Annotated in this window: 19 protein-coding genes; 7 read left to right on the top strand and 12 right to left on the bottom strand. The window is 64.4% G+C overall.

The window, feature by feature from the left end:
• Window positions 1-35 precede the first annotated feature (35 nt).
• The gene (locus GGD67_RS20335; protein ID WP_038972668.1) at window positions 36-254 is read right to left on the bottom strand and encodes a hypothetical protein; all 219 of its coding nucleotides are present in this window, start codon (window positions 252-254) and stop codon (window positions 36-38) included.
• 204 nt (window positions 255-458) lie between these two features.
• Entirely contained in the window at window positions 459-1,436 is a 978-nt protein-coding gene (locus tag GGD67_RS20330) for a magnesium transporter CorA family protein (RefSeq protein WP_018321705.1), read from the bottom strand.
• A gap of 337 nt (window positions 1,437-1,773) precedes the next feature.
• Here GGD67_RS20330 and GGD67_RS20325 point away from each other — a divergent pair, with 337 nt between their 5' ends.
• On the top strand, window positions 1,774-2,460 hold the full coding sequence (locus tag GGD67_RS20325; RefSeq protein WP_018321707.1) for a L,D-transpeptidase: 687 nt from the start codon (window positions 1,774-1,776) through the stop codon (window positions 2,458-2,460).
• Window positions 2,461-2,496: 36 nt separating this feature from the next.
• On the opposite strand, the gene GGD67_RS20320 is transcribed toward GGD67_RS20325, so the two are convergent.
• The gene (locus GGD67_RS20320) at window positions 2,497-3,618 is read right to left on the bottom strand and encodes an extensin family protein (RefSeq protein WP_179735329.1); all 1,122 of its coding nucleotides are present in this window, start codon (window positions 3,616-3,618) and stop codon (window positions 2,497-2,499) included.
• Between the two features lie 65 nt (window positions 3,619-3,683).
• Between GGD67_RS20320 and GGD67_RS20315 the strand changes: the two genes are divergently transcribed.
• A complete protein-coding gene (locus GGD67_RS20315; protein ID WP_179735327.1) occupies window positions 3,684-5,312 on the top strand; it encodes a fatty-acid--CoA ligase in 1,629 nt (542 codons plus the stop codon).
• Window positions 5,313-5,599: 287 nt separating this feature from the next.
• The gene (locus GGD67_RS20310) at window positions 5,600-6,454 is read left to right on the top strand and encodes a DUF1499 domain-containing protein (protein WP_018321710.1); all 855 of its coding nucleotides are present in this window, start codon (window positions 5,600-5,602) and stop codon (window positions 6,452-6,454) included.
• A 62-nt stretch (window positions 6,455-6,516) separates the two neighbouring features.
• On the opposite strand, the gene GGD67_RS20305 is transcribed toward GGD67_RS20310, so the two are convergent.
• The 4 genes from GGD67_RS20305 to GGD67_RS20290 form a co-directional block, all read right to left on the bottom strand.
• Window positions 6,517-7,434 carry an MBL fold metallo-hydrolase gene (locus tag GGD67_RS20305; protein ID WP_092263357.1) on the bottom strand — a complete coding sequence of 306 codons (918 nt, stop codon included), beginning with the start codon at window positions 7,432-7,434 and terminating at the stop codon, window positions 6,517-6,519.
• Between the two features lie 151 nt (window positions 7,435-7,585).
• Window positions 7,586-8,800 (bottom strand): acyl-CoA dehydrogenase, encoded by a 1,215-nt coding sequence (locus tag GGD67_RS20300; RefSeq protein WP_018321712.1) that lies wholly within the window; start codon window positions 8,798-8,800, stop codon window positions 7,586-7,588.
• A 127-nt stretch (window positions 8,801-8,927) separates the two neighbouring features.
• Entirely contained in the window at window positions 8,928-10,004 is a 1,077-nt protein-coding gene (ribB, locus tag GGD67_RS20295) for a 3,4-dihydroxy-2-butanone-4-phosphate synthase (RefSeq protein ID WP_179735325.1), read from the bottom strand.
• A 174-nt stretch (window positions 10,005-10,178) separates the two neighbouring features.
• Window positions 10,179-11,909, bottom strand: coding sequence for a cation:proton antiporter (locus GGD67_RS20290; protein WP_179735323.1), 1,731 nt, complete (start codon window positions 11,907-11,909; stop codon window positions 10,179-10,181).
• Between the two features lie 67 nt (window positions 11,910-11,976).
• Between GGD67_RS20290 and GGD67_RS20285 the strand changes: the two genes are divergently transcribed.
• Complete coding sequence (locus GGD67_RS20285) at window positions 11,977-12,504, top strand: DUF3124 domain-containing protein (protein ID WP_026202604.1); 528 nt, start codon at window positions 11,977-11,979, stop codon at window positions 12,502-12,504.
• An 88-nt stretch (window positions 12,505-12,592) separates the two neighbouring features.
• Complete coding sequence (locus GGD67_RS20280; protein WP_179735321.1) at window positions 12,593-13,828, top strand: PLP-dependent aminotransferase family protein; 1,236 nt, start codon at window positions 12,593-12,595, stop codon at window positions 13,826-13,828.
• Window positions 13,829-14,180: 352 nt separating this feature from the next.
• Here the strand turns inward: GGD67_RS20280 and hpaD are convergent, their stop codons facing one another.
• Both hpaD and GGD67_RS20270 read right to left on the bottom strand, forming a co-directional pair.
• On the bottom strand, window positions 14,181-15,035 hold the full coding sequence (gene hpaD / locus GGD67_RS20275; protein WP_179735319.1) for a 3,4-dihydroxyphenylacetate 2,3-dioxygenase: 855 nt from the start codon (window positions 15,033-15,035) through the stop codon (window positions 14,181-14,183).
• Window positions 15,036-15,053: 18 nt separating this feature from the next.
• On the bottom strand, window positions 15,054-15,326 hold the full coding sequence (locus GGD67_RS20270) for a helix-turn-helix domain-containing protein (protein WP_026202606.1): 273 nt from the start codon (window positions 15,324-15,326) through the stop codon (window positions 15,054-15,056).
• A 158-nt stretch (window positions 15,327-15,484) separates the two neighbouring features.
• Here GGD67_RS20270 and GGD67_RS20265 point away from each other — a divergent pair, with 158 nt between their 5' ends.
• Entirely contained in the window at window positions 15,485-15,937 is a 453-nt protein-coding gene (locus GGD67_RS20265; RefSeq protein ID WP_179735317.1) for a hypothetical protein, read from the top strand.
• A 95-nt stretch (window positions 15,938-16,032) separates the two neighbouring features.
• Window positions 16,033-16,269 carry a hypothetical protein gene (locus tag GGD67_RS20260; protein ID WP_026202608.1) on the top strand — a complete coding sequence of 79 codons (237 nt, stop codon included), beginning with the start codon at window positions 16,033-16,035 and terminating at the stop codon, window positions 16,267-16,269.
• A 167-nt stretch (window positions 16,270-16,436) separates the two neighbouring features.
• Here the strand turns inward: GGD67_RS20260 and GGD67_RS20255 are convergent, their stop codons facing one another.
• The 3 genes from GGD67_RS20255 to GGD67_RS20245 all read right to left on the bottom strand — a co-directional run bounded on the left by GGD67_RS20255 (window position 16,437) and on the right by GGD67_RS20245 (window position 19,601).
• A complete protein-coding gene (locus GGD67_RS20255) occupies window positions 16,437-17,255 on the bottom strand; it encodes an aldo/keto reductase (RefSeq protein ID WP_179735314.1) in 819 nt (272 codons plus the stop codon).
• A gap of 197 nt (window positions 17,256-17,452) precedes the next feature.
• Window positions 17,453-19,027, bottom strand: coding sequence for an alkaline phosphatase (locus GGD67_RS20250; protein WP_179735313.1), 1,575 nt, complete (start codon window positions 19,025-19,027; stop codon window positions 17,453-17,455).
• A gap of 154 nt (window positions 19,028-19,181) precedes the next feature.
• Window positions 19,182-19,601 carry a hypothetical protein gene (locus tag GGD67_RS20245; RefSeq protein ID WP_179735311.1) on the bottom strand — a complete coding sequence of 140 codons (420 nt, stop codon included), beginning with the start codon at window positions 19,599-19,601 and terminating at the stop codon, window positions 19,182-19,184.
• Between the last annotated feature and the right edge of the window lie 66 nt (window positions 19,602-19,667).

Here is a 19,667-nt window from a genome sequence, read left to right as displayed (position 1 = left end):
GCCGCAAGACCTGGATCGCCCTCGCCTTCCGTTCCTCAATCGATTCGAATCCGACGTGACCTGTCGCGCGGCCGTGGAGCGGCCGTGCTGAATGCGGTCGAGCAGTCGTCGTCGTTCTCACCGTCGAGCAGCGGAGCACCACAGTGCCGGCACATGCGTGCCGACATCGACGACGCCTTGCCGCTCGCCAGGACCTGACGATAGTTCGCCAGGTCGATGACGTTGCGGGGCGACGTTATGTGTTTTTCAACCATGGTTGTTCCTCGCGGCTACGCACTGCTTATCGCAGACAAGTTTCGCGCAAACGTTCAGCCCACCGCTCAAATTTTACCGGAGGAATTGCGGCACGACGCACACATCACGGCGCGGCCTCAATCCCGATCTATTCTGCGACACGATTCACCGTGTCTGTGCGACCGGCGTAAGGTCTCGGTAGCTATTTTCCGAGCGCGACGGGATCAGAGCCACTTCTTCCACTTGAAGATCCAATACGGGACGATCGCGGCGATCAGCATCATCACCAGCGCCATCGGATAGCCGTGGACCCATTTCAGTTCCGGCATCACCTCGAAGTTCATGCCGTAGATCGAGGCGATCAGCGTCGGCGGCATCAGGACAACAGCCATGACCGAAAACAGCTTGATGATGTTGTTCTGCTCGAGATTGACCACACCGAGCATGGCGTCGAGCACGAAGGTGATCTTGCTGGAGAGATAGGAGGCGTGGTCGGTCAGCGAGGAAACGTCGCGCTGCATGGTCTTGAGCTGCTCGCGCATGTCCTTCGACCATTTCACGCCCTCGACCACCGCGGACAGGAACGTCACGACGCGGCCGATCGACACCAGACTCTCGCGAACCTTCGAGGTCAGATCGCCCTTGCGGCCGATCGAGATCAGGATCTGGGAATATCTCTTTGCCTGCCCGTGGCGCTCGCTCTCGGGCTCGAAGATGTCGTGGCTGACCTGATCGATCTCGGTGCCGCAACGCTCCAGAATGTCGGCACAGCGATCGATCACGGCGTCCAGCAGCTCCATCAGCACCATCTCGCCGGTGATGGAAGGCGTGCAGGAGCGGGCCAGCTTGGCCTCGACCAGGGCGAAAGGCTTCGGCAGGTCGTAGCGCACCGTCACAAGGCGGTGGTCGGCGAGGATGAAGGTCACCGCCGTGGTCCGGGGCATGTCGGTATCGGAGTGGCACATCAGCGTCGCAGTCATGTAGCGCGCGCCGTTCTCCATATAGAGGCGGCTGGAGATCTCGATCTCCTGCATGTCCTCCCGGGTCGGGATGGCGATGCCGGCGAGCCGCTCCACTGCCTTGTCCTCGGCCGCGGTGGGGTTGACGAGGTCGATCCAGACCGCGCTTTCGGGCACCGCGGCAAGATCTTCGATGACAACCTTCTTCAGGACAGACTCGGAGGGAACAAACACCGAAAACATGCACGACTCCAGAGAACCTGCGGCAGAATGACAGCCCTTAGCGCGATTCTGACAAGTTCACGATGACAACCACATTAATGGAGCGTTTGCATTTGTGGCGCGGCCATGGCTCAACTGTGGCACGGAATCGACAGTCCGGCTCCCTTTGGCCCAAAAATCTTCACGGGGCCGCAAAACTTGCGGCAGAAAAGCCACAGCTTGGGTCTCGCAGCGCGGGATAAGGCCTTCAGTGCTGGAATTGTGGCAGATTTCAACGATAATGGGATTAACGGAGTCGAGGAACTTGGGCAGTAAGCTCAGGCCTTCCGCACGGTATTGTTTTGATTGGAACCAAATCATGTCGTCGCTGAAAGTTAAGTTGGGAATTCTGGCCGCCGGCCTGATGCTGTCGGGCTGCATGCAGGCCACGCATTTCGAGGCGACCGACACCAAAGCCTTCAAGCCGAAGGACAAGGAACTGCTCGCCAAAGTTCGGTACGAGAACACCCCGGTTGCCGAGCCGTTCCGCCGCGCCATCGTCCAATACCACCGCAAGGAATCGCCGGGCTCGATCGTGGTCGATTCCGACAATCACTATCTCTATTACGTGCTGGATGGCGGCAAGGCGATCCGTTACGGCATCACCGTTGGCGAAGAGGCCATGGCTTGGTCGGGCATCGCCAAGGTGGGCAGCAAGACCGAGTGGCCGGCCTGGCACCCCACCCCCGGCGAAATTTCGCGCCTGGGCGTGCCGACCTATGTCGCACCCGGCCCGGACAATCCGATGGGCTCTCGCGCGATTTACCTCTATTCCGGCGGGAAAGACACGTTGTTCCGCATCCACGGCACCAACCAGCCGGAATATATCGGCGCCTCGATCTCGTCTGGCTGCATCCGCCTGACCAACGAGGATGCGATCGATCTCTATGATCGCGTCAAGCTCGGCACCCTCGTCGTGGTGCTCGAGCCGAAGCACGGCGATTCGCCCTACAATTCGCGGCTTGCGCTCGGTGGCAGCCAGACCGGCCAGGCGGGCAGCTACTGATCGCCTGCTGATCCCTGAGATCCAAAAGCGCCGGTTTCACCGGCGCTTTTTTGTTGCCGGCTTGCGCGGCTGGGACTTGCTGGCATCGGCCGCCGGCTTTTTCGCAGGCGCCGGAGACTTCTCCACCGCCTCGTCGTCAGCTCCTTCCTTTTCTTCGGGCTTGGCCTCGGGCTTGGTCTCGGGCTTGGCCGCGACCTCGCGCGGTGGCGCCTCCTCGGGGCGTTCCGCCGGCAGCAGCGGGGCGACCTGCGGCAGGGGATCCCAGACGTTCCACTGGCAGATCCGGTAGTCGTTGCGCCGCTGCGCCAGGTCGAGATGGATATGGTCCTCGTGGTACCAGTCTGAGCCCGGACCGAGCACGGTGGAAAAGCGTGCGCAGACCGAATGCAGCACGCGCTCGCGCACCTCGCGCGACATGCTGCGGTCGGTGAGGCCGATCGACTGCCCATTGGCCAGCTTGATGGCCCGGACGTCGAGGGCGTTGGCCTTGCCGTGCTCCGACAGCAGCGCGCCGACGACGCGGTTGCGGCCGCGGCACTCGAAGCTGTCGAAATTGTCGAGTTCGCCAATGGTCGAGCCAAGGCTGGTGGCCAGCGGCGCCATGTCCTTGCGCAGCCAATCGGCGATCGCCGACGCCATGGTGCAGCGAAGGATCGCCGCCGGCTTGACCGTCACCTTGCGCTTGTCCGGCAGAACGACGGCTTCCAGCCGCACCAGATCCTCGCCGCCACAGGCGCCGGGGCCGCGGATATCCGGAATCGACGGCGCGATCGCGATTTCCTCGGTCAGCGCAAGACGGCAGGCCGAGACCGGCTTCTGGGCTGGTGCCGCAGCCTCGGCGGGCTTGTCGGCGCCGGGCTTGTCCGCCGAAGGCTTGCCGTCCGCCTCCGGCGGAGCCTCGTCCGATGCCTTGTCCGTTGCCTTGGGCGCCTCCTCGGGGCGCGGTCTCGGCAGCGGGATCCTGGCGGAATGAACCGCGGGGCGCGACCGTGGTGCGGCTATACCGAAGATATCCAGTGGGGATGTGTATTTTCGCGCCTCTGCCCTCTCGGCGAGGACGAGCGACAGCCCGAGCGCAGCGGTAACCATTGCCGCGCCAGCGGACATATAGCCGCGACAAGACCATTTGCGGCGAAAGTCCGGCAGGCTAAAACTCATGACAATTCTTTGGCCCAACGCTGAGAGCGACAACGCGCCCAGCGACTTCTCGGAGGAACGTCGGAATGCTTGGTTTGATGCAAGATTGGCCCCTGCTCTGCCACCGGATCATCGAACATGCCGCCAAAATTCACGGCAAGCAGGAGGTGGTTACCCGCTCGGTCGAGGGACCGATTCATCGCACCAATTACGCCGAGATCCACAAGCGCGCGCTCAAGGTCTCGCAGATGCTGGAGCGCGACGGCATCAAGCTCGGCGACCGTGTCGCGACGATCGCCTGGAACACCTGGCGCCATCTCGAGGTGTGGTACGGCATCATGGGGATCGGCGCCATCTGCCATACCGTCAATCCCCGCCTTTTCCCCGAGCAGATTGCCTGGATCATCAACCATGCGCAGGACCGCATCGTGATGACCGACATCACCTTCGTTCCGGTCCTGGAGAAGATCGCCGACAAGCTGACCAGCGTGGAACGCTACGTCGTGCTCACCGACAAGGCGCACATGCCGCAGACGACGCTGAAGAATGTGGTCGCCTACGAGGACTGGATTGCGGAGGCCGACGGCAAATTCAAATGGAAGGACTTTGACGAGAACACGGCAGCCGCGATGTGCTACACGTCGGGCACGACCGGTGACCCGAAGGGTGTGCTGTATTCGCATCGCTCCAACGTGCTGCACGCGCTAATGGCCAACAATGTCGACGCGCTCGGCACCAGTGCGTCCGAGACGATGCTGCCGGTGGTTCCGCTGTTCCATGCCAACAGCTGGGGCATCGCCTTCTCCGCGCCTTCGCAGGGCACCAAGCTGGTCATGCCCGGCGCCAAGCTCGACGGCGCCTCGGTCTACGAGCTGCTCTCGACCGAGAAGGTGACGCACACCGCCGGCGTGCCCACGGTGTGGCTGATGCTGCTCCAGCACATGACCGCCAATAATCTCAAGCTGCCGGACCTGAAGATGGTGATCTGCGGCGGCTCGGCGATGCCGCGCTCGATGATCAAGGCCTTCCTCGACATGGGCTCGAACGTGCGTCACGCCTGGGGCATGACCGAAATGAGCCCGATCGGCAGCGTCGCGGCACTGAAGCCGCCGTTCCAGAACGCCACCGGGGATGCGCGGCTCGACGTGCTGCAGATGCAGGGCTACGCGCCCTTCGCGGTCGAGATGAAGATCACCGACGATGCCGGCAAGGAGCTGCCCTGGGACGGCAAGACCTTCGGCCGCCTCAAGGTCTCCGGCCCCGCCGTCGCCAAGGCCTATTACCGCGTCGACACCGACATCCTCGACGAGGACGGCTTCTTCGACACCGGCGACGTCTCGACCATCGACGAGGACGGCTACATGCGGATCACCGACCGCTCCAAGGACGTGATCAAGTCCGGCGGCGAGTGGATCTCCTCGATCGACCTCGAAAACCTCGCGGTCGGCCATCCGGCCGTGGCGGAAGCCGCCGTGATCGGCGTGTTCCACCCCAAATGGGACGAGCGGCCGCTCCTGATCGTGCAGCTCAAGCAGGGCCAGCAGGCCACCCGCGAGGACATCCTCAAATACATGGACGGCAAGATCGCCAAATGGTGGATGCCCGACGACGTCGCCTTCGTCGAGGGCATTCCGCATACGGCCACCGGCAAGATCCTGAAGACGGCGCTGCGCGACCAGTTCAAGGATTACCGCTTCCCGAACGCGGCGGCGTAGCGGCTCGGTGCGACCCTCCCCTGGAGGGTCCGGGAGAAGCGGAGCTCGCCCGGGGGTCGGCTCACATGGAGCGAAGCGGAACGTGAGACGGGGGTGGGGTGATCTCTCCACACGGGCACCGCCTCTAGGGAAAGACTGTCACCCCGCCCCGCTCGCGCTTCGCGCGATCGACCCTCCCCCTCCAGGGGAGGGTGATCGACCCTTGAATTTGCCCCCGCGCCGTGGTCTCAACGGCCCATCGTCGCGCCGAACTGGCCGGCATCGCCAACCCCGGCAGAGCTCACTCGATGGCCCGCAGGTTTTCCGCTCCCTATCAGTCGGAGCCCGTGTCCAGCCTCGCGAGCTGGGCGCGCAATCTGGCCGTGTTCGCGGTGGTGGCGGTGGTGGTCTCGATCATCATCGTCCGCTTCGATTTCCTGGAGCCGAAGCCGGCCCTTGCGACCTTCTTCGGCGGGCTCGCGATATCAGGCCTGTCGATCCTGTTCGGGCTCGCCGGCTTTGCCGCGATCTGGCAGAACGGCTCGCGTGGCATGGCGCGCATCCTGCTCGCTTTGCTGATCGACGGGGCGATCCTCGCCTATCCCGCCTATCTGGCCCTGCAATATCGCAAGCTGCCGGCGATCTACGACATCACCACCGACCCGATCGATCCGCCGCGTTTCGACGCGCTGGCGCGCCTGCGCACCGGCGAGGGCACCAACACCGCCGTCTATGCCGGCCTCTATTCGGCGGAGCAGCAGCGCCACTTCTACCCTGATATCGAGCCCGTCGAGCTCGAGATCTCCGTCGACCGCGCCTATGCGATCGCGCTCCAGCTCGTCAACAAGCGCAAATGGATCATCATCGACGAGCGCGCACCGCAGCCGCCGCGCCGCATCGGCCGCATCGAGGCGGTGGCGCGCACGCCGATCATGGGGTTTCGCGAGGACATTTCGATAAGGTTCGTGCCGGACGGCGATGATTCCCGCGTCGACATCCGCTCGGCCTCGCGCAATTTCGACAGCGATCTCGGCAGCAATGCCGCGCGCGTCAAGAAATTCATCGACGATCTCAACACCGCCGCCGATGCCGACGCGCTCAAGCCGGTGAAGAAGACCCCGGTGGCGCCGCCGAAGGCGCCGGCAAAGACGGTGAAGAAATGAAACTGGCGAATGGCGAGTAGCGAATTGCGAATGGAACGCTACTCCCCACTCGCTATTCGCCCCTATGCCATCCGATACGTCCCGCCGATCACGGGATCGCCGTCGGTCGCCACCACCCCGCGGGCGACCAAGTCTTCCAGGTGCGCCAGCACGGAATAGCCGGCGGCCGTCGTCAGCCTGGGATCGATGCCGATATAGATCGCGCGGACCATGGTCGGGATGTCGGTCTCGCCCTTGGCGAGGCGGTGCAGGATCGAGGCCTCGCGCGCCTTGCGGTGCCGGATCAGGAAGCGCACGAAGCGCTGGCCGTCGGGGATCTCGGGGCCATGGCCGGAGAAATAGAGATCTTCCTCGCGTGCGGCGAGCCGGTCGAGCGAGTCCATGTAGTCGATCATCGAGCCGTCGGGCGGCGCCACGATCGAGGTGGACCAGCCCATCACGTGATCGCCGACGAAGTTGAACTTTCGCTCCGGCCAGGCGAATGCCAGATGATTGGCGGTGTGGCCGGGCGTCGCAACGGCCTCGAGCCGCCAGCCGTCGCCCTCGACGACATCGCCATGCGCGATCCGGATGTCGGGTACGAAGTCGCGATCGGAGCCGGATTCCGGATTGTGCTTCTCGCTCTCGAAGCGCGGGCGCGAGGCCCGGTGCGGGCCCTCGGCATAGACCGGCGCGCCGGTCGCCTGCTTGATCCGCGCGGTGTTCGGCGAATGGTCGCGATGGGTGTGGGTGACGAAGATATGGCTCACCGTCTCGCCGCGCACGGCATCGAGCAGCGCAGCCGCATGCGCCGCATCGTCGGGACCGGGATCGATGATCGCGACATTGCCCTTGCCAACGATGTAGCTGACCGTGCCGGTGAAGGTGAACGGGCTCGGATTGTTGCAGAGCACGCGGCGCACGCCGGGCCGGACTTCCTCGACGACGCCCGGCTTCAGCGGAAAGTTGCGGTTGAACGGGACGTCGTCATTGTCGGACATGGCTTGCTCATTCCTTGCTGACTTCGTCATGCCCGGCCTTGTGCCGGGCATCCACGTTCTTCGCGTGGCTTAAGACGTGGATGGCCGGGACAAGCCCGGCCATGACGCAGTTGGAGAGTTCTCGTGCCTCACGCGTTCACCGCGTAGCCGCTCAGAAAAACGCCTGAATGCCCGTGATGGCGCGCCCCAGGATCAGCGCGTGGACGTCATGCGTCCCCTCATAAGTGTTGACCGTCTCGAGGTTATGGACGTGGCGCATCACGTGGTACTCGATCGAGATGCCGTTGCCGCCGTGCATGTCGCGCGCGACGCGGGCGATGTCGAGGGCCTTGCCGCAATTGTTGCGCTTCATGATCGAGATCATCTCGGGCGCGAACTTGCCCTCGTCCATCAGGCGGCCGACGCGAAGCGAGCCCTGAAGGCCGAGCGCGATCTCGGTCTCCATGTCGGCGAGTTTTTTCTGCACGAGCTGGGTCGCGGCGAGCGGCTTGCCGAACTGCTTGCGGTCGAGCGTGTACTGGCGCGCGCGGTGCATGCAGTCCTCGGCGGCGCCGAGCGCGCCCCAGGAGATGCCGTAGCGGGCCCGGTTGAGGCAGCCGAACGGACCCTTGAGACCGGAGACGTTGGGCAGCAGGGCGTCTTCAGGAACCACGACGCCGTCCATCACGACCTCGCCGGTGATGGAGGCGCGAAGCGAGAGCTTGCCGCCAATCTTCGGCGCGGACAGGCCTTTCATGCCCTTCTCGAGCACGAAGCCGCGGATCTGGTTGTCATGCGCGGCCGACTTGGCCCAGACCACGAACACGTCGGCGATCGGCGCGTTCGATATCCACATCTTGCTGCCGGTGAGGCGATAGCCGTCCGCGACCTTCTCGGCGCGGGTCTTCATGCCGGCCGGATCGGAGCCGGCATCGGGCTCGGTCAGGCCGAAGCAGCCGACCCACTCGCCGCTGGCGAGCTTCGGCAGGTACTTCTTGCGCTGGTTCTCGTCGCCATAGGCGTAGATCGGGTACATCACCAGCGAGGACTGCACCGAGTTCATCGAGCGATAGCCGGAATCGACCCGCTCGATCTCCCGCGCGACGAGGCCATAGGCGACGTAGCTCGCATTGGCGCAGCCATATTCCTCCGGCAGCGTGATGCCGATCAGGCCGAGCTCGCCCATCTCGTTGAAGATCTCGCGGTCGGTCTTCTCTTCGAGATAGGCCTTGGAGACGCGCGGCAGCAGCTTGTCCTGGGCGTAGGCGCGGGCGGTGTCGCGCACCATGCGCTCGTCTTCGGTCAGCTGCTCGTCGAGCAGGAACGGATCGTCCCACTGGAAAGAAGCCGCAGCCGGCTTGTCCTTGGCCTGAGGGCGCACGCTCATGAAACGTCCTTTCGTCTGGTTCCGTCAAAATTTGCCCGACAAAGTAAAGCGCCGCGGCAACAAGTGCAATTGCATCCTGGTTTCGGTCGTTCCGGGGCGCAACACCGACGAACCGGAAATGCCGTTGTCAGGTTTCGAGCTGCTCGTTGGCAACGATCTCGATGCCGAAGCCGGACAGGCCCTTGTAGTCGTGCACCGAGGAGGTGAGATGCCGGATCGAGGTGACGCCGAGATCGCGCAGGATCTGCGCGCCGACGCCGACCTCGCGCCACTGGCGGTTGCGGTCGGCCTCGGTCGCGCTCTCGTCGGGCAACGGGGACACGGGGACACCGGCCGCGCCGTCGCGCAAGTAAACCAGGACGCCGCGGCCTGATTTCTTGAAATGCTCGAGCACGGCCGCCATGCGCTTGTGGCCGGTGAAGGTGTCCTTGACGATGTTCGGCTTGTGGAAGCGCGTCAGCACGTTCTTGCCGTCACCGACGCCATTGTAGACGAACGCGACGTGGGCGATGGAATCGAACGGCGAACGATAGGCATAGCCCTGCAAGGGTCCGATCGGGCTTTCGGTGACGAAGGTCGAGACCCGCTCGATCAGCTTCTCGCGCGCCTGGCGGTAGGCGATCATGTCGGCGATGGTGACGTGCTTGAGCTTGTGCCTGGCCGCGAACTGCGCGACCTGCTCGCCCTTCATCACGCTGCCGTCGTCGTTCATCAATTCGCTGATGACGCCGACCGGCGGCAGGCCGGAGAGCTTGCACAGATCGACGGCGGCCTCGGTATGGCCCGAGCGCAGCAGCACGCCGCCATCCTTGGCGATCAGCGGGAAGATGTGGCCGGGCCGGGCGAAATCATTGGCGCCGACATTGGGATTGGACAGCGCGCGGCAGCAGGAGGCGCGCTCCTCGGCGGAGATGCCGGTGCCGCCATCGGGCTTGTAGTCGATCGACACCGTGAAGGCGGTGGTGTGCGCGGAATCGTTGTGGGCCACCATCGGATCGAGCCGCAGACGGCGCGCGTCCTCGGTGGTCACCGGCGCGCAGACGATGCCTGACGTATGGCGGATGATGAACGCCATCTTCTCGGCGGTGCAGTGCGAGGCGGCGACGATCAGATCGCCCTCGCCCTCACGGTCCTCGTCGTCGGTGACGACCACGAGCTCACCCCGGGCAAAGGCCTGCAAGACTTCCTGGACGCTATCGGGCATGTCCCAATCTCTATCGGTTGTGGGCGGGAGGCTTAGCCGGACTTGGGCCGGGGCGCTAGTGTCCTGGACGCAACCGCATATGCCTGACGGCAGGCCTGCCAAGGTGGGCAGGCTTGCACCGAAGATACCAGGGATATAGGCGCGGATTGCCAAGGTGGAAGGCGGTCGGCCCCGTCAGGGCAGCACTTCGCGGCGCTCGCCGAGCCGCTGGTCGAGCTCGGCGCGCTTGTCGGTCAGAAGGCCGGCCTGCGCGGCCTCAATGACCGTGAACAGCTCATGAGCGTCGCTGAGCCGGGTTACGGTGACGTAGCTGGCGCCGGCCGCATAGAGCTCGTCCACGTCCGACAGGAGATCGGCCGTGGCCACGATCAGGGCGGTCGGATTGAGCGCGCGGACGTGGCGGACCAGCTTCTCGTTGCTGGCGCCCTTCAGCAGCGAATCCGGCACGCTGAGGATGATCATCTCGGACTTGCCGACGCCGGCATGGAGCAGCGTATCCGCGCTGCTGATGTCGCCATAGATCACGTGCAGGCCGCGCGACAGCAACGTCTGATACACATTGGGGTTGAAATCGACCACGGTGATCTGCTCGAGCAGCACCGGCGCCTGCCGTTCGATCTCGGCCAGCAGCGCGCTCGCCGCACGGAAAAAGCCGAGGATGACGATACGGCGTGCCTCGCCATGGCCGCCCTCGTGCCCCTCCTCGGCATGGCCGTTGCCGTGGTCGAGATCGCGCAGGCCGATCCGCTTCAGGGGGCCGATGGCCCAGCGGGTGATCTCGTCGCTGCGGCTCATCGCGAAGGTCGAGAGCACCGCGAGCACCACGAAGGCGAAGGAGGCGGCATTCGCCGTCTGCGCTGCGATATGGTGATCGGCAACGCCGGTCTGGATCACCACCAGCGAGAACTCGGAGATCTGCGCGAGGTTCAGCGCCGGCAACAGGCTGGCGCGCAAGCCCTGCTTCATCAGATAGAGCGGCGTGAAGGTGGTGACGAGGCGGCTCACCACCGTGAAAGCCGCGATCATCAGCGCCAGCCCGATCACGGACAGACCCGGCACGGGAATGGTCATGCCAAGCGCGACGAAGAACAGCGTGATGAAGAAGTCGCGCAGCGTGGTGACCTTGGCGGTGACGTCGAGCGCATAGGGAAAGGTCGAGAGCGAGACGCCGGCGATCAGGGCGCCCATCTCGCGCGACAGCGACAGCCGCTCGGCGGTCTCGGCGACGAGAAAGCACCAGGCCAGCGCGCCGAGCAGGATCAGCTCGGGCCGCCGGGCGATCTGGTGGAACAGCCGCGGCAGCACGTAGCGGCTGACCAGCAGAGCTGCGGCGACCAGCACCGCGACACGGCCGATCGAGAGCAGGATGACGCTGGCTTGCAGATTGGCAAGGCTCGGCTGCACCGCCAGGAACAGGATGGCGAAGATGTCCTGCAGCACCAGCACGCCGAGCGTGATGCGCCCCGGCAGCGTGTCGAGCTCGCGTTTCTCGTAGAGCACCTTGACGATGATGACGGTGCTCGACAGCGCGCAGGCGACGCAGAGATAGACCGCATCGAAGTGCCCGCCGCCGAGCGACAGGCCGATGCCGACGAAGAACAGGACCCCGAGCAGGCAGCCGCCGAGGAGCTGGCCCCCCGCCGCGAACAGGATCACCCTTCCCGCCCGCACGATCTTCTTCAGGTCGATCTCCAACCCGATCATGAACAGCATGAAGATCAGGCCGAGCTCGGAGATGACGCCGATCGATTCCTGCGAATGGACCCAGCCGGCGCCGAATGGACCTATGCAAAAGCCGGCGATAAGATAGGCCAGAATGAGCGGCTGCCGGGAGAAATGGGCGAGAAGGCCCAGCATCCAGGCAAACAGAATACAGAGAGTGATGTCGCGAATGAGCTCGTGCATGCCAAATTGGTCCGTTTTGCGGCACCCTAGAGACGGGTTGCGGCGCGGCAAGCGAGCAATTCGTCACATGCGAAAAGGGCTGTTCGCAGCAATGCTGTTATGCCCCCTCGCCTTTGCCGTGCCCGCCGCCGCACAATCCAAGGTCAATATTGAACAGAACTTTGCCGATTCCCTCGCCGCGCTGCCGAAGGAAGAACTCGCAATCTCCGGTGGATTCTACGTGCCTGCCTATTCCAGCGTCGCAATGAGCCAGGGCAAGCTGCGCGTCGACTTCTCGGTGACCTTGAGTGTTCACAACGCCTCCGAGACGCAAGCACTGGTGATCAAACGCATCGCCTATTTCGACACCGCAGGCAAGCAGGTCGAGAGTTATCTGAAGGCGCCCGTGGCCTTGAGGCCACTTGCCACCGTCTCGATCTTCATTCCGACCGACGACGTGCGTGGCGGGACCGGGGCCAATTTCCTGGTCGACTGGGCTGCGACGGGCGAGATCGCCGAGCCCGTCGTCGAGGCGCTGATGGTTGGCGGCGTCGCCAATGCGCATTACGCTTTCATCAGCCAGGGCCGTCCGACCAGGACGGCCACAAAGAAGTGAGTCCGTCCGACCCGGACGGCTGGCAAGAAGTAAGGCTGGCCGGCGCAACATCGGCTGGCTCAACAAGAACAAAACGAGGAACACCCCCATGACGTCCAGCTTCGATTTCGCACCCCTGTTTCCGGCAGGGCTGCCGGCCCCTTCTGCGCGCTGGACGGGCCTTGCCAAGTACAGTTTCGTCGGCGGCAACAACGATTCCGAGCAACTGCCGCTCGAGGGCCTGATCGAGGCGACCACCTCAGCTTTACAGCGCGAAGGCCGGTCGCTCGCGACCTACGGGCTGGCGCATGGCCCGCAGGGCTACCTGCCCTTGCGCGAATTCCTGGTGACGAAGCTCAAGCGCGATGCCGGCATCAACTGCACCGTCGACGATCTCCTGATCGTCTCCGGCTCGCTGCAAGCGCTCGACCTCGTCAACGCGACGCTGCTGACCCGCGGCGACACCGTGATCTTCGAGCAGGACAGCTATCAGGGCTCGCTGACCCGCCTGGCGCGGCTCGGCGTCAATGTGGTCGGCGTCCCCCTCGACAAGGACGGCATGCGCATGGACGTGCTGGCCGCGACACTGGCTGACCTGAAGAGCCGCGGCATCCGGCCGAAATACATCTACACCATTCCGACGGTGCAGAATCCGACCGGCAGCATCATGCCCGAGAGCCGCCGCACTGAGCTGGTACGGCTCGCGACCGAGTATGGCGTGCCGATCTTCGAAGACGATTGCTATGCCGACCTCGTCTGGTCGGGGCAGCGGCCGCCGGCGATCCATGCGATGAGCCCAAACGGCGGCGTGATCCATATCGGCTCGTTCTCCAAATCGATCGCGCCGGCGCTGCGCGTCGGCTTCATCGTGGCGCCCTGGGCGGTGATGTCGCGGATGCTGGCGCTGAAGACCGATGCCGGCTCCGGCGCGCTGGAGCAGATGGTGCTCGCCGCCTATTGCAAGCCGCATTTCGCGAGCCATGTGCCGGCCCTGACCAAGGCGTTGCGCACCAAGCTCGACACGCTGATGGAGGCGCTGAACGAACAGTTCGGGACAGCCGCCGAGTTCGAGGAGCCCAAGGGCGGCATCTTCCTCTGGGTCAAGCTGCCCGACCAGGTCGATACGCTGAAACTGTATCAGGCCGCGCTCGCCGCAGGCGTCTCGATCAATCCGGGACCGGAATGGTCGACTAGCAAGGGCCATTCCGCCTCACGGCTGAGACTGTGCTTTGCAAGTCCGACGCATCAGCAAATCCGCGAGGGCGTCGCCGTGCTGGCCGAAGTCTGCCGCAAGGAATTCGGCGTGCCGGCCCGGAGTGCCAATGTCGAGAGGGCGAAGGCGTAGATGAGACGTGTGGCACGAATCGCGCGATGGATACTCGGAATCTGTGTCGCGCTCGGTCTCGTGGTCGCCGCCTCTGAACTGCTGGACTTCGCAACGCGCACTGAAGCGAGCGCTCGTGAAGAAGCTCGGCTTGCCTTTCGACAAGAGTGTGAAAGACGCGGGATCGCTCCCGACCAGTTTGAAGGGCCACAAAGAATCAGATCGCCAGAACGGACCTATGGATTTCTTTGGAAGAATCGCTCGAATGGAGATCAGATCGTCACCATGGTCCGGTACTTCCCATCCAATTCGGAAGCTTGGTCAGTAGGCCGCGATGGAAGCTTCGAACCGTATGAGCGGCGCTGAGATGGCCTCACGCCTCGACGTGAAACTCCACGTTGACCTGGCCGCTCCCGGAGGACGGAAAATAGTCGCAGAGCTGCTCGGCGGCGCCGCGATAGTCGTACCAGCCGAGCGCGGCGAACAGCATGATCGTGTCGGCCATGCCGCCTTCGCCGTTGCACTTGGTGGCGTAATCCGGAAGCATGTCGAGGAATTCGCGGTAGCGGCGGCTCTGCCACAGCTCGAGCACGCGCAAATCGACCTGACGGTTGAACTCGCTGGCGACCGAGGTCCAGGCTTCGGGGCCCAGCTTCTTGTTCGGCCAGAGCCGGTGCGAGAGCGAACCGCTGGCGAGGATGGCGACCCGTTCACCGGATTCGTCGATCGCGCGGCGGGTCGCTTCACCGAGGATCCGGCTCTCCTCGAATGAGGTGAAGAGCGGCGAGGCGACCGAGACGACCTTCGCGAAGCCGTCCCGGTTCAGGTAGTGCATCGGCACGACGGTGCCGTATTCGAGCCCGAGGCTGGCCACCTGATGGGCGATCACGTTCAGGCCGGCGTCCCCGGCCCTATCGGCGATGGCTTCGGCCAGGCGCGTGTCACCCGGCAAATCGTAGCGCAGATCCTGGATCATATGCGGCGCCTCGTGGCTCGTGAACGAGCCGCAATGCAGCGCATTGGCATTGATGTGGTAGCCGAAATTGGAGAGCCAGTGGGTGTCGAACACCACGAAGCAGGTGACGCCGCGCTCTTTCGCCCGCCGGCCGAGCTCGCGCAGCGAATCGACGGCGGCTTTGCGCGCGTCGCGTAACGGGCTGCCTGATAGCTCCGACAGCATCAGCGATGGAACGTGGGTGACCTTGGCCGCGAGTACGAGTTGCCCCATGGCGGTCACCTCGAAGCGTCAGGCCGCCTGTGGCTGGCTGCCGTGGATCGCGGAGGCCAGCCGCAGCAAGAGGACGATCGAGACGTTGCCCTTGCCGGCTTCGATCTGGGCGATATAGCGCTCGGAAATCCCGGAACGGCGGGCCAGCTCGCGGCGCGACAGGTCGCAGCGCATGCGCGAGGACCTCAAGCGATCGCCCAGCTCGGTCAGAAACGCGGTCTCGGAATAGGGCGGCACGGCACAGCTCCCCGGCAGCACTTCGCCCGCAAAATCCATGACTTGATTCAGCATTGGTCTATCCAGGTTCGCCTTCGGGAAACGCCATCCTACCCCGGAAAAGACCGGCCTCATTGACGCGGATCAAATTCGCGAGCGATCGGCCGCAGCCATGGACGGAAGCGGGCGGGATGCTACACTTGGAATTCTTCGAGGCGGGGTTTCTTCAGGACATGACGCGTTGTTTGAGCCCCTGGATCGCGGCTGCGATGCTGTGGGCGGCGATCACCTCCACGGCAGGTGCCGAGACGTTGACCGCGACGGTCGAGCAATGGGGCCTGCTCGGCTCGTGGGCGGTCGATTGCGCCGTCCGGCCCGACCGTGACAAGGGCGCGCTCCTGACTTACGAAATCCGGAAGGACGGCCGGGTGATGTACCGGCGCAATTTCGGCGAGGCCAATGACGAGAACGAGGTGGTGTCGGCCACGGTCGGCGCCGAGGGCCTGCTCAATGTGATGGTCTACTTCCCCTCGCTGCACCAGGCGCGTGAGTTCGGGCTGCTGCTGGCGAAGGACGGCAGCCTGCGCGCGATCTACAATCGCAGCGAGCGGGGCGAGTACACGATCAGGGACGGCAAGTACGTCGCGACAGGCGCGCCGACGCCGGCGCAGCAACGCTGCGATTAGTCACCTGAACAGCTGTTCAGAATTCTCCCGCGTTTCCTCCGGAACGTTCGCGCGAATGCGCGGTTTAGATTTGCATTCGATTGGAGGAGGACATCATGAAGAAGCTTGGTTATGTGGTTGCGGCCCTGGGTGCCCTCGTGATCGCGGCGCCGACGCTGGCGAGCGCGGAGACGGTGGTGATCAAGCGCGGCGGCTACCACCACCATCATCACGGGCCGTACGGCGCTCGCGCCGAATTCCGCGGCCATCGCGACTACGGCTGGCATCGCGGCCACCATCGCGACAAGGTCGTGGTGATCAAGCGCAGCCATCGTCACCATCACTGGGACTAATGCAGTGCGCATATGGAAATGGCCCCTCACGGGGCCATTTCTTTTGCGTGTCGTCAGTCTTGTAGGGTGGGCAAAGCGAAGCGTGCCCACCGCTTCCATGGTGATTGAGAGGTGGTGGGCACGGCGCAAGTGCGCCTTTTGCCCACCCTACGATTCCTGAAACGAAGCTAATCCCAAGCCGGCGCAAAGCCCGGATTGACGCAGCGGCGGTCCTTCGGCAGCGCCGCGATCTTGTTGCGGTCGGCATCGTCGAGCGTGATCTTCAGCGCATCGAGATTGGCCTGCTGGCTCTCCCGGCGCGAGGCCTTCGGAATCGCGGCGACGCCGTCCTGATCGAGCAGCCATTTCAGCGCCACCTGCGCGGCGGTCGCGTTGTGCCTGGCGCCGATCTCCGCCAGCACCGGCTCCGAAGCGATGCGGCCTTGCGCGAGCGGGCAATAGGCCACCAGCGGGATCGACTTCGCGGCGAGATAGGCCAGCACCTTCGATTGATCGAGCATGGCGTGATATTCGATCTGGTTGCAGGCGATCGGCGCCCTGATGTCCTCGACCACGGTCTTGAGCAGTGCCGTGGTAAAATTGGCAACGCCAATCGCCCGCGTGCGCCCCTCCTGCTTCAGCTTCATCAGTGTCTCGAACACCGCACCCCAGTTCGCAGCCTTCGACGGCCAGTGCACGAGATAGAGATCGACATGATCGAGCCTGAGCTTGTTCAGGCTGGCATCGAAGGCCCGCCGGATCGCGTCGGGGCTGAGGTTCTCATGCCAGACCTTGGTCGTGACGTGCAGCTCGCCACGCGGAAGGCGAGCCGCGGCAAGGGCAGCGCCGATGGGTTCTTCGTTGGCGTACATCTCGGCGGTGTCGATGTGGCGATAGCCGATCGACAGCGCGCTCTCGACCGCGGCGCGGCAGGCATCGCCCTGCAGGCGGAAGGTGCCGAGGCCGAGCTTGGGCACGCTGATGCCCTGGGTCTTCAGATTGTCCATGAACAGGCTCCTGACGTCGTTCAACCCGCTGGAAGCACGCGACGTTGCCGCGTGGGCGGACTCTTCGGTGATGGAAAAGAGATGGCGGGAGCGAGCAGCATAGCCCGGCATGGGCAGCGCGGCCAATCAAGATCGGGTTAGCGGCGCGCCATGCCTATCCTTCGTCATGGCCGGACCCGCGCACAGAGTATCGCCCCTCACGAATGCTGCGCCACCACGGCCGGGCGGATCTGCGGTTGCGGCACGATGTCGACCGACCAGAGGTCGCGATTGTCGACGTCCTTCAAGGTCACGGTCATCACGCCGCTGGCGCCGTCGATGTCGACGCGGCCGAAGAATTGCAGTCCGAAGCACGGCGCCAAATTCTCGCCCTGCGCCGCACTGCAGCCGTTCTGGTACATCGCGACCGGACCAAAGGTGTCGTCCAGCTCACCCGGGCCCCAGGTGCCGGCGTGTAGCGGGCCGGAAACGAACTCCCAGAACGGCTCGAAGTCTTGAAACTGCGCCTTGCCGGGATCGTAATAATGCGCGGCGGTGTAGTGCATATCGGCGGTGAGCCAGACGATATTGCGCACGCCGGCGCGCTTGATGGAGGCCAGAAGGTCGGCGATCTCGTGCTCGCGCCGGTCGGGCGGACCATCGCCGAGCGCGACGGCGTCGAGACTGATCAGGCCGATCGGAAGATCAGCCGCAATCACCTTCCAGGTTGCGCGCGAGGCCGCGAGCTCGCGCTTCAGCCAGGCGAGCTGCTCGGCACCCAAGATCCAACCGCGGTGATCGCCGCCCTTGTTCCAGCTGTCGTCGCGATAGCTGCGCATGTCGATCATGAAGACGTCGAGCAGCGGGCCGTAGGCGATCTTGCGATAGACCCGGCCTTGCTGCGCGCCGATATCGCGGATCGGCATGAAGTCGAAGAAGGCGCGGCGGGCGCGCGCAATCAGGCGCGGGGTGCCGTCGTCCTCATAGCCCGCCTCGTCGTGGCTGCCGGTCGGCGACCAGTCGTTGGTGACCTCGTGGTCGTCCCACTGCGCGAACATCGGCACCTCGGCGTGGAAGGCGCGAAAGTTCTCGTCGAGATGGTTGTATTTGTAATTGCCGCGAAACTGCGCCAGCGTGTGCGCGACCTCGGACTTTTCCTCGGTCACGAGGTTGCGCCAGATCTCGCCGTTCGGCAGCTTCTGCTCGGAAGTAACCGTGCAGTCGGCGTAGATGTGATCGCCGGAATGGATGAAGAAATCCGGGCGGTTGTCGAGCATGGTGCGATAGCTGCGATAGCCGCCGCGCGAAATGTCGATGCCCCAGCCCTGTCCCGCGACATCCCCGGACCACAGGAACGAGATCGAGCGGGCAGCGGACGGCGCGGTGCGGAAATGGCCGACGCGGCTTTCGCCGGCAATGCCGGTCGCGACGTCGTCGAAGCGCACGCGGTAGAAGATATCCTGGCCGGGCGGCAGATCGTTCAGCAGCAGCTTTGCGGTGAAATCCGCATCAAGCAGAGCGTCGCGCGAAGCTGACGCAATGATGGTCTCGAAGCTCTCGACGGTCGAGCATTCCACCTGCATCCGCGCGGGCCGATCGGCGCGCGCCCAGATCACGGCGGAGTCGCCAGAGACATCGCCGGACTGAATACCGCCCGCGATCTGCGGCCGGTCGGCGGCGCGGCTGAGGTGCGGCATTGCGAGCGTGCCGAGCGAGGCGACGGCGAGGCTGGAGGTCGAGCGGACCAGGAATTGCCGCCGGGTCCATGCGCGCGAAGCGCGGAGCGTTGCCATTCAGGAAACCTTCGTCGAATCGCGACGGAAGGTGCCTGCGCTCCTTGACTCCTACCCTTACGGTTTCTTGACTCCGCGCCTACGGTTTTGCGACGCGCGGATGACGGGGCGAGATAGCCCCGCAGGCGGGGAGAGGCGTAGAGACACGAAGCCTCTAGCGCTGCCAGTTGCAGATGCCGCCGGAACGGCAGGGCCAGGTCTGGATGCGGGTATCTCTCGCCTGTGCATCCAGCGGATTGCCGCGGCGGTGCGCGAGCTTGGCGCGGGCTACACCGCGCGGCTGCGCGGGCTTGCCATGCGCGACCTTCGGCTCGGCTACACGGACGCGCTCGGCTGCGACCTTCTTCGGCACGTCGACCGGCACGGCGCGGGCCTGCGCCTCATTGCCACCCTTCGCCTCGAGTGCGACCGGCGCAAACTGCGTCTCGGGCCCGAGCCGCTTCGGCGACAGAACTGCCTTCGAAAGGTCGAGGCCGAGATATTCGTCTGGCTTGTAGTCGTCAGCGCGCGCGAAGCCGCCCCATGCGATCACGAGGGCAACGGCAACTGCAAAAGAAACGCTTTTCAGGACCACGGACGCCTCCTGAAATTGATTTTGAAGGTATTTTATCCTTATTTAGGAGGCCTCGCGCGCGATTCC

This window comes from Bradyrhizobium sp. IAR9, from assembly GCF_013408065.1.
Lineage (GTDB): Bacteria > Pseudomonadota > Alphaproteobacteria > Rhizobiales > Xanthobacteraceae > Bradyrhizobium.
The sequence above is the reverse complement of the archived record's forward strand: the minus strand, read 5'-3'. Positions and strand labels throughout refer to the sequence as shown.

What these genes read in the sequence shown, in the direction of transcription:
- GGD67_RS20290 (WP_179735323.1), bottom strand. Translation starts at nt 11,909, where the DNA reads ATGCACGAGCTCATTCGCGACATCACTCTCTGTATTCTGTTTGCCTGG.
- GGD67_RS20285 (WP_026202604.1), top strand. Translation starts at nt 11,977, where the DNA reads ATGCGAAAAGGGCTGTTCGCAGCAATGCTGTTATGCCCCCTCGCCTTT.
- GGD67_RS20260 (WP_026202608.1), top strand. Translation starts at nt 16,033, where the DNA reads ATGAAGAAGCTTGGTTATGTGGTTGCGGCCCTGGGTGCCCTCGTGATC.
- GGD67_RS20315 (WP_179735327.1), top strand. Translation starts at nt 3,684, where the DNA reads ATGCTTGGTTTGATGCAAGATTGGCCCCTGCTCTGCCACCGGATCATC.
- GGD67_RS20325 (WP_018321707.1), top strand. Translation starts at nt 1,774, where the DNA reads ATGTCGTCGCTGAAAGTTAAGTTGGGAATTCTGGCCGCCGGCCTGATG.
- GGD67_RS20320 (WP_179735329.1), bottom strand. Translation starts at nt 3,618, where the DNA reads ATGAGTTTTAGCCTGCCGGACTTTCGCCGCAAATGGTCTTGTCGCGGC.
- GGD67_RS20300 (WP_018321712.1), bottom strand. Translation starts at nt 8,800, where the DNA reads ATGAGCGTGCGCCCTCAGGCCAAGGACAAGCCGGCTGCGGCTTCTTTC.
- GGD67_RS20335 (WP_038972668.1), bottom strand. Translation starts at nt 254, where the DNA reads ATGGTTGAAAAACACATAACGTCGCCCCGCAACGTCATCGACCTGGCG.
- ribB (WP_179735325.1), bottom strand. Translation starts at nt 10,004, where the DNA reads ATGCCCGATAGCGTCCAGGAAGTCTTGCAGGCCTTTGCCCGGGGTGAG.
- GGD67_RS20250 (WP_179735313.1), bottom strand. Translation starts at nt 19,027, where the DNA reads ATGGCAACGCTCCGCGCTTCGCGCGCATGGACCCGGCGGCAATTCCTG.
- GGD67_RS20270 (WP_026202606.1), bottom strand. Translation starts at nt 15,326, where the DNA reads ATGCTGAATCAAGTCATGGATTTTGCGGGCGAAGTGCTGCCGGGGAGC.
- GGD67_RS20330 (WP_018321705.1), bottom strand. Translation starts at nt 1,436, where the DNA reads ATGTTTTCGGTGTTTGTTCCCTCCGAGTCTGTCCTGAAGAAGGTTGTC.
- GGD67_RS20310 (WP_018321710.1), top strand. Translation starts at nt 5,600, where the DNA reads ATGGCCCGCAGGTTTTCCGCTCCCTATCAGTCGGAGCCCGTGTCCAGC.
- GGD67_RS20265 (WP_179735317.1), top strand. Translation starts at nt 15,485, where the DNA reads ATGACGCGTTGTTTGAGCCCCTGGATCGCGGCTGCGATGCTGTGGGCG.
- GGD67_RS20255 (WP_179735314.1), bottom strand. Translation starts at nt 17,255, where the DNA reads ATGGACAATCTGAAGACCCAGGGCATCAGCGTGCCCAAGCTCGGCCTC.
- GGD67_RS20280 (WP_179735321.1), top strand. Translation starts at nt 12,593, where the DNA reads ATGACGTCCAGCTTCGATTTCGCACCCCTGTTTCCGGCAGGGCTGCCG.
- GGD67_RS20305 (WP_092263357.1), bottom strand. Translation starts at nt 7,434, where the DNA reads ATGTCCGACAATGACGACGTCCCGTTCAACCGCAACTTTCCGCTGAAG.
- hpaD (WP_179735319.1), bottom strand. Translation starts at nt 15,035, where the DNA reads ATGGGGCAACTCGTACTCGCGGCCAAGGTCACCCACGTTCCATCGCTG.